The organism is Streptosporangium minutum (genome assembly GCF_002149035.1).
Taxonomy (GTDB): Bacteria; Actinomycetota; Actinomycetes; order Streptosporangiales; family Streptosporangiaceae; genus Streptosporangium; species Streptosporangium minutum.
Map to the genome: position 1 here is coordinate 36429 of NZ_NGFP01000045.1, position 6703 is coordinate 43131.

Below are 6703 nucleotides of genomic sequence, written 5' to 3' on the forward strand. Positions count from 1 at the left end.
AACAGACGTACCGGCACCGTAGGGCGGCTGTACCTGAAAGTAACAGAATCGTATTCTGGTCCACGGATCCCCCAAGGAGGCAGTCAATGCAGCGAGACCTCTTCGAGGAGGAGCACCAGCTCTTCCGTGAGACCGTGCGCGAGTTCCTGGCCCGCGAGGTCGCGCCCCACCACGATCAGTGGGAGAAGGACGGCATCGTCCCCCGCGAGGTGTGGAAGAAGGCCGGCGAGATCGGGATGTTCGGCTTCGGGGTGCCGGAGGAGTACGGCGGGGCGGGGATCACGGACTTCCGCTACAACGCCGTGATCGTCGAGGAGGTCATCGGGATCGGCGCGTCCGGCCTGGGCTACTCGCTGCACAACGACGTGATGGCTCCGTACTTCGTGGACCTCACCAACGACGAGCAGAAGGCCCGCTGGCTGCCCGGGTTCGTCAGCGGCGAGCTGATCACAGCCGTCGGGATGACCGAGCCGGGCGCGGGCAGCGACCTGCAGGGCATCAGGACGACCGCCGTGCGCGAGGGCGACCACTACGTCCTCAACGGCCAGAAGACCTTCATCACCAACGGCATCAACTCCGACCTGGTCGTGGTGGTCGCCAAGACCGATCCGACCGCCGGAGCCCGGGGGACGTCCCTGCTCGTCGTCGAGCGGGGCATGGAGGGCTTCAGCCGGGGCCGCAACCTTGAGAAGATCGGCATGCACGCCCAGGACACCGCGGAGCTGTTCTTCGACAACGTCCGGGTCCCCGCGGCCAACCTGCTGGGCGCGGAGGAGGGCCAGGGCTTCTTCCAGCTCATGGGCAACCTCCCGCAGGAGCGGCTGTCGATCGCCGTCATGGCCGTGGCCGCCGCCGAGACCGTCCTGCAGGCGACCATCGAGTACTGCAAGAGCCGCAAGGCCTTCGGCCGCAGCATCGGTAGCTTCCAGAACACCCGCTTCGTCCTGGCCGAGCTGGACACCGAGGTCGAGATCGCCCGCCACTACGTGGACAAGTGCATCCGGGCCCTCAACGCCAAGGAGCTCACCGTCGTCGACGCCGCCAAGGCCAAGTGGTGGACCACCGAGCTGCAGACCAAGGTGATCGACCGCTGCCTCCAGTTGCACGGCGGCTACGGCTACATGATGGAGTACCCCGTCGCCAAGGCCTGGGTCGACAGCCGGGTCCAGACCATCTACGGCGGCACGACCGAGATCATGAAGGAGATCATCGGCCGCTCCTTCGGCTTCTGACCACTCTGGTGAGCACCGACTCCTTCCCGGTCGCGGCCTGGACGGTCCCGCCGCCTTGAGTGCTCACAGGTCGCGCGGGACAGCCGGCGGCGGGCGGTGGGCGGCCCGTACGGCCACCGCCCGCCGCCGGCACCGCGAGGAGGCCGAGCAGGGCGACGCCGCCGAGGTAGCTCCAGGCACAGGGACAGGTGAGGGCTGGCGCGACGTTCGCCTTGACCCTGCGGCTCCGATGGGACGACCGCCGGAGCCGGGCGGGAAGGCCTCCGCTACGAGGGGCGGACCGGATGGCGGAGTGCGGTCGTCTCGGCAGTGCCGGTGTTGATGAGGTGGATGGAGATCGTGGAGATCCAGGCCCAGCCGATCAGTGACGCGACGGCGAACAGCAGGCTCATCAGTCCGGGGTTGGTCTGCGGCAGCACGGTGTAGACGATCCCGCCGACCGCGCTGTAGATCGCCCATCCCTTTCGCTTCCCGACGAGGAACCGGCGGGCGAACACCAGGCTGGCCGCCAGCAGGGCCAGGCCGCCCACCATGGCTGCCACGTTGTGAAGCATGCCGTGCCAGGACGTCTCGCCCTCCACGGATCCGACGGGGTAGCCGGCGGCCGGGTCGGTGACGAAGACGCCTGCGGCGATCAGCCCCGCGCCGACGACGCCGATCAGTCTGGGGCCCCACTTCGCCCCGGGACCTTGGCGCAGTGTCCGCCGCATCCCGACGGCCGCCGCCATGAACAGCGTCCCGGTGACGATGAAGTTGGCGATCTGCAGCCAACCGAGGTCTCCCATCGACAGCTGGCTGAGCATGTGCCGGGACAGGTCGAAGCCGTCCCGGGAGAAGGCCTGGGCGAACGCCACCGTGAAGAACAGCGGGGTCGCGATCACGCCGGCGGCCAGCAGCCGCTTCGTGGTCGTGGTGTCAGTTCCGTCCCACGAGGTGACCGTCGAGTTCACCGTGGTCGCCTGCCGGCTGTTGGTTGGCATGCTCATATCTCCGTCTCAGGCGTTCTGTCGCGTTCCTAACTGTGTGACGGTGCCTGTCCGGAAAAGGAATCGGTCCGGGCCCGACGGGCCGCGACCAATGTGACCGGGCCGGGCCCCGGGTTGCGCAGCACGCGCAGTGGAAGGCCGGCCAGGCACCGCGCCGTGGCCGAAGCGCCGGCGGGCGCCGTCGGCCGTCTCCGGTTCGACCTGGTCGGCGGCCTCCGAACGGCCGTCCCGCCGCCTGTCCCACCGGCCGGGTACGGCCCGCGCCCTCGCCGGGCGCGAGCCGTACCCCGCGTGACCGATCGGCCCGCGGGCCGGTGCTCAGATCTTCAGCGGGCCACCCGGCATCGACAGCCGCCCGCCGGAACCGTCATTCCGGGACGATCTCCTCGATCTTCGTGGCCGTCCCGTCCTTGACCGTCACCTTGGCGTAGAAGGACACAGCCGATTTGAGTGCCTTCCGGAGCTGGTCCGTGGTGCACTTGTGCGGGATCTTGCCCTCACTGCAGATGGCGCCCTGAACGTCCAGTACCTCGGTGAACGGCGTGAGCTCGACCTTCTGGGCTTTCTCCCCCTCGGGAGCCACCGTGATCGCGTTCGCGCCCGACAGCTTGACATCACCCAGCAGCTCACCGTCGGCCCCGCGGAGCGGCTTCTCACTCGGCGAAGCCGACGCCGACGCCGTGGCCTCGGGCACCGTGGCCGCCGGGTCCGAGGGGGAAGAGGAAGGGACGGCCGGCTCGGAGGAGACCGCGGGCTCGGAGACGGACGCGGAGGCGGAGACGGACGCGGTGGGGGCCGCCGCCGGGTCGCCCCCGTCCGAACAGGCGGTGAGGCCGGCGGCGAAGGCGGCCACCAGCAGGATGCGCGTTACCTTCGTGGATCTGTTCACGTTGCGCAACGATGCCACGGAGTCCCGCATCGCGCTCAATCGCCGCAAGATCAGCTCGGGGAACGCATACTGGTCAGCGAAGGCTCACCAAAGGCGGTGTTGATGGACAGCGGACTGATCCTGCTGATCTTCCTGGCGTTCCTGTTCGCCTGGGGTCTCAACCGGGTCCGGCGCGCCCTGCGGCTCGGACCGGTCGCCTACGCGGGCGTCGTGATCGTGTTCGTCCTGGTCATGCTCGCGCTGTGGGGACAGACCTTCCGCTAGGTGCTGTGACCGGAAAGGTACACCGGGTCGATTCCGGTCAGCCCCTGGCACGGTATGGCCGACGGGGACGGCCGTGCGAGCGTGCATGCCTCACAGGAGGGTCTGGTAGACAGGCGCCCATGAACCCGCTTACAGCCCAGCACCTGCGTATCGTGTCCCCGATGTTCACTGTCGAGCATCTGCCGGATGCGGCGTTGCCCGAGGACGACTGGATTGTGCTTGTCCGCGCCCCCGAAGGGCTGACTGTCGTCCGAGAGGCCCGGCCTGCAGACTCAGGTGAGCAGTGGATCGGCCTCTACGGCGACGTCACAGCGCACGGCTTGGATGTTCCGGGGATGCTTTCGGCAATCATCAAGCCACTGGCAGAGGCAGCGATTCCGGTGTTCGTCGCCTCAACTTTCCACGCCGACTTGGTTCTGCTTCCCGAGTTGAAGAAACAGCAGGCCATCACTGTCCTGGAGGAAGCGGGACATCACGTGGAGGGCGGGGACGGCGGAGCCGGTGAACCTTTCCGGTCACCGCACTAGCCCCGCCCGGCTCGCGGCCGGTTACCGCGATCCCTCCAGCAGCACCCGGGCGACCAGTTCGGGATCGTCGCTCATCGGCAGGTGCCCGCAGCCCGTCAGCAGCTTCACCCGCTGACCCGACCACCTGGCGGCCCGTACGGCCTGCCGCCGGGGCAGCAGCCGGTCGCGCTCCCCCCAGGCGATGGTGATCGGCGCCTTCGGCGGGGCCGGGGGCATCATCCACGCGAACGAGTCCAGGGTGTCGTCGAAGCCGGGGGCGGCCCCGAGCGCCTGGGTGGCCGCGAGCAGCGCCTCGGCGGAGATCCGGGACGGGTGCGCCACCATCACGCCCGCCGCGACCATCCGGCCCAGCGGGCTCTCCAGGGCGGCCGTGGCCCGCTCCGGCGGCATGGCGCGGGCCGAGGCCCGCGCCGCCCGGAGCGCCGCCCGCGCGTACGCGAGCTCTCCCCGGCTCCAGAACCCCGCCGGGGAGAGCGCCGTGGCCGTGCGGACCACGCCCCTCGAAGCCAGCTCAAGGGCGACGTAGCCCCCGAGGGAGTTTCCCGCCACGTGAGGCTCGCGCAGGCCGAGCATGTCGCAGAACGACACGACCGCGTCAGCGAGGCTCTCCGCCGTGTACGGCGAGCCGGGCGGCAGCGGCGGGGAGACGCCGAAGCCGGGGAAGTCGACGGCGATCACGTCCCGTTCGGCGGCGAGCCGGTCGAGCACCGGCAGCCATGCCTGCCAGTGGTGCCCGATTCCGTGCAGCAGGACCAGGGGCGGTCCTGCCCCGCGCCGTTCGAAGGCCAGTTCCATGACCGCAGTCAAGCACCGATCGGGGGCATCTCCTAACCCTTCCGCCGGTGACATTCAGGATCGGGTGACGGGTCCCGGGCCGACGACCTCCGCGACGGTCCGCACCGCGTCGAGCAGGTCACGCCCTGACGGCGCGCCCTCCGGGTCCAGCAGCCACTGTGCCGCCACCCCGCTGAGCAGGACCTGGTAGAACGAGCCGAGCTGCATGTCCCGCTGTCCGTCCCCGGCCAGGCCCAGACTCCCGAACAGCTCGGCGAGTCCCAGGCGTGCCTGCCTGCTGGCCTCGGAAAGGGTCCGGCGCAGTTCGGGCAGCTGGTCGATGTGCGCGGTGATCTCGAACTGGATGGCCCAGAGCGGCCGGTTCGCGGCGAACGACGCGATCACTCCCTCCCATGCCGCCACGAACCGGTCCGCGGGCGTGGCGTCGGGACCGGCCTCGGCGTTCAGGATGCTGGACAGATCGTCGCCCCACTCCTCCATGGCCTGGTAGAGGGCCGCGTTCAGCAGCGCCTCCTTGGTCCCGTAGTGGTAACCGATGGCGGAGAGGCTGACGCCCGAGGCCGCCGCGATGTCGCGGGCCGTGGTGCGGGCGTATCCCTTTTCGTAGAGGCAGCGCTTGGCCCCGGCCAGAAGATCTTCGCGATTTCCCATGTCCGGCAGTGTACACAGCTCTCGCACAAGTGTCTTGAACAGTCGTATTGAACAAACGTGTCATACACGTGTACTGTCAGCGGCGGACGAGGAACCGACCTAGGAGCAGCACCCATGAGGAACACGAGCGTCCTGATCTCCGGCGCCGGCATCGCGGGCACCGCGCTGGCCTACTGGCTGCGCCGCCACGGCTTCACACCCACGGTGGTGGAGCGGGCGCCCGCGATCCGGCAGGGCGGCTACAAGATCGACATCCGTGGCGCGGCCCTCGACGTGGTCACCCGCATGGGCGTCATGGACGAGATCCGGCGGGAGCGCACCAACGTGCAGGGCGCGTCGATCGTCAAAGCGAACGGCGAACGGCTGGCCAGCATGGGCGGCGACACGTTCGGCGGGCGCGAGGGCGAAGACACCGAGATCCTGCGCGGCGACCTGAACCGCATCCTCTACGACCTGACGGAGAACGAGGTCGAATACCTCTTCGACGACTCCATCGTCTCCCTCACCGATGACGGCGACGGGGTACGGGTCACCTTCGAGAACGGCGGGACACGCACTTTCGACCTCGTGGTGGGCGCCGACGGGCTGCACTCGGCCACCCGTGCGCTGGCCTTCGGCCCCGAGTCCCGGTATGTCCGCGGCCTCGGATACCACGTCTCGATCTTCAGCGTCCCCAACCACCTGGAACTCGACCGGTGGGAGCTCACCTACGTCTCCCCCGGCAGGACGGCCCTGATGTACAGCACGGCCAAGGACACCGGGGCCAAGGCGATGTTCCTGTTCGCCACCGGGACGCTGGACTACGACCACCGCGACCGCGAGCAGCAGCAGAAGCTCCTGGCCGACGCCTACGCCGGGGAGGGATGGGAGATCCCCCGCCTGCTCGACGGCATGGCCGACGCGCCCGACTTCTACTTCGACTCGCTCAGCCAGGTCCACATGGACCGCTGGTCGAAGGGGCGGGTGGCGCTGATCGGGGACGCCGCCCACTGCGCCTCCCCCGCCTCCGGGCAGGGCACGAGCCTCGCCCTGGTCGGCGCCTACGTCCTGGCCGGCGAGCTGGCGGCCGCCGGTGGCGACCACGAGGCCGGGTTCGGCGGCTACGAGCAGGCGACGCGGCACTTCGCCGAGCAGAACCAGAACCTCGGGCCCGGCAACATCAAGCACATGGTGCTGCGGAGCAGGTCCCAGGTCTGGTTCCAGATGAAGATGCTCTCGCTGATGAAATACCTGCCGGGCAAGGAGCGCATGATGGCCAAGGTCATGGAGCCGCTCCAGAAGGCGGCCCGCGCCATCACCCTCAAGGACTACTGAAGCCCGCCCCGGCCGCCTGCCCGTGCCATCCGGCAGGTCCCGCCG

General features: G+C 69.3%; 8 protein-coding genes. 4 read left to right on the top strand and 4 right to left on the bottom strand.

The window, feature by feature from the left end; translation table 11 throughout:
• Nucleotides 1-86 precede the first annotated feature (86 nt).
• Nucleotides 87-1232 (top strand): acyl-CoA dehydrogenase family protein, encoded by a 1146-nt coding sequence (locus CA984_RS12710; RefSeq protein WP_086571534.1) that lies wholly within the window; start codon nt 87-89, stop codon nt 1230-1232.
• 266 nt (nt 1233-1498) lie between these two features.
• Here the strand turns inward: CA984_RS12710 and CA984_RS12715 are convergent, their stop codons facing one another.
• A complete protein-coding gene (locus CA984_RS12715) occupies nt 1499-2212 on the bottom strand; it encodes a DUF998 domain-containing protein (RefSeq protein ID WP_086571556.1) in 714 nt (237 codons plus the stop codon).
• Nucleotides 2213-2585: 373 nt separating this feature from the next.
• A complete protein-coding gene (locus tag CA984_RS12720) occupies nt 2586-3107 on the bottom strand; it encodes a hypothetical protein (protein WP_133061647.1) in 522 nt (173 codons plus the stop codon).
• 102 nt (nt 3108-3209) lie between these two features.
• On the opposite strand from CA984_RS12720, the gene CA984_RS46060 reads away from it, so the two are divergent.
• Both CA984_RS46060 and CA984_RS12725 read left to right on the top strand, forming a co-directional pair.
• The gene (locus CA984_RS46060) at nt 3210-3371 is read left to right on the top strand and encodes a hypothetical protein (RefSeq protein WP_012887758.1); all 162 of its coding nucleotides are present in this window, start codon (nt 3210-3212) and stop codon (nt 3369-3371) included.
• A gap of 161 nt (nt 3372-3532) precedes the next feature.
• A complete protein-coding gene (locus CA984_RS12725) occupies nt 3533-3898 on the top strand; it encodes an ACT domain-containing protein (protein WP_242675912.1) in 366 nt (121 codons plus the stop codon).
• Between the two features lie 21 nt (nt 3899-3919).
• Here CA984_RS12725 and CA984_RS12730 read toward each other — a convergent pair whose 3' ends face one another.
• Together CA984_RS12730 and CA984_RS12735 are read right to left on the bottom strand one after the other, a co-directional pair.
• Entirely contained in the window at nt 3920-4693 is a 774-nt protein-coding gene (locus tag CA984_RS12730) for an alpha/beta fold hydrolase (protein ID WP_086571540.1), read from the bottom strand.
• A 54-nt stretch (nt 4694-4747) separates the two neighbouring features.
• Entirely contained in the window at nt 4748-5344 is a 597-nt protein-coding gene (locus CA984_RS12735) for a TetR/AcrR family transcriptional regulator (RefSeq protein ID WP_086571542.1), read from the bottom strand.
• A gap of 114 nt (nt 5345-5458) precedes the next feature.
• On the opposite strand from CA984_RS12735, the gene CA984_RS12740 reads away from it, so the two are divergent.
• Nucleotides 5459-6658 carry an FAD-dependent monooxygenase gene (locus CA984_RS12740; RefSeq protein ID WP_086571544.1) on the top strand — a complete coding sequence of 400 codons (1200 nt, stop codon included), beginning with the start codon at nt 5459-5461 and terminating at the stop codon, nt 6656-6658.
• Nucleotides 6659-6703: the final 45 nt, after the last annotated feature.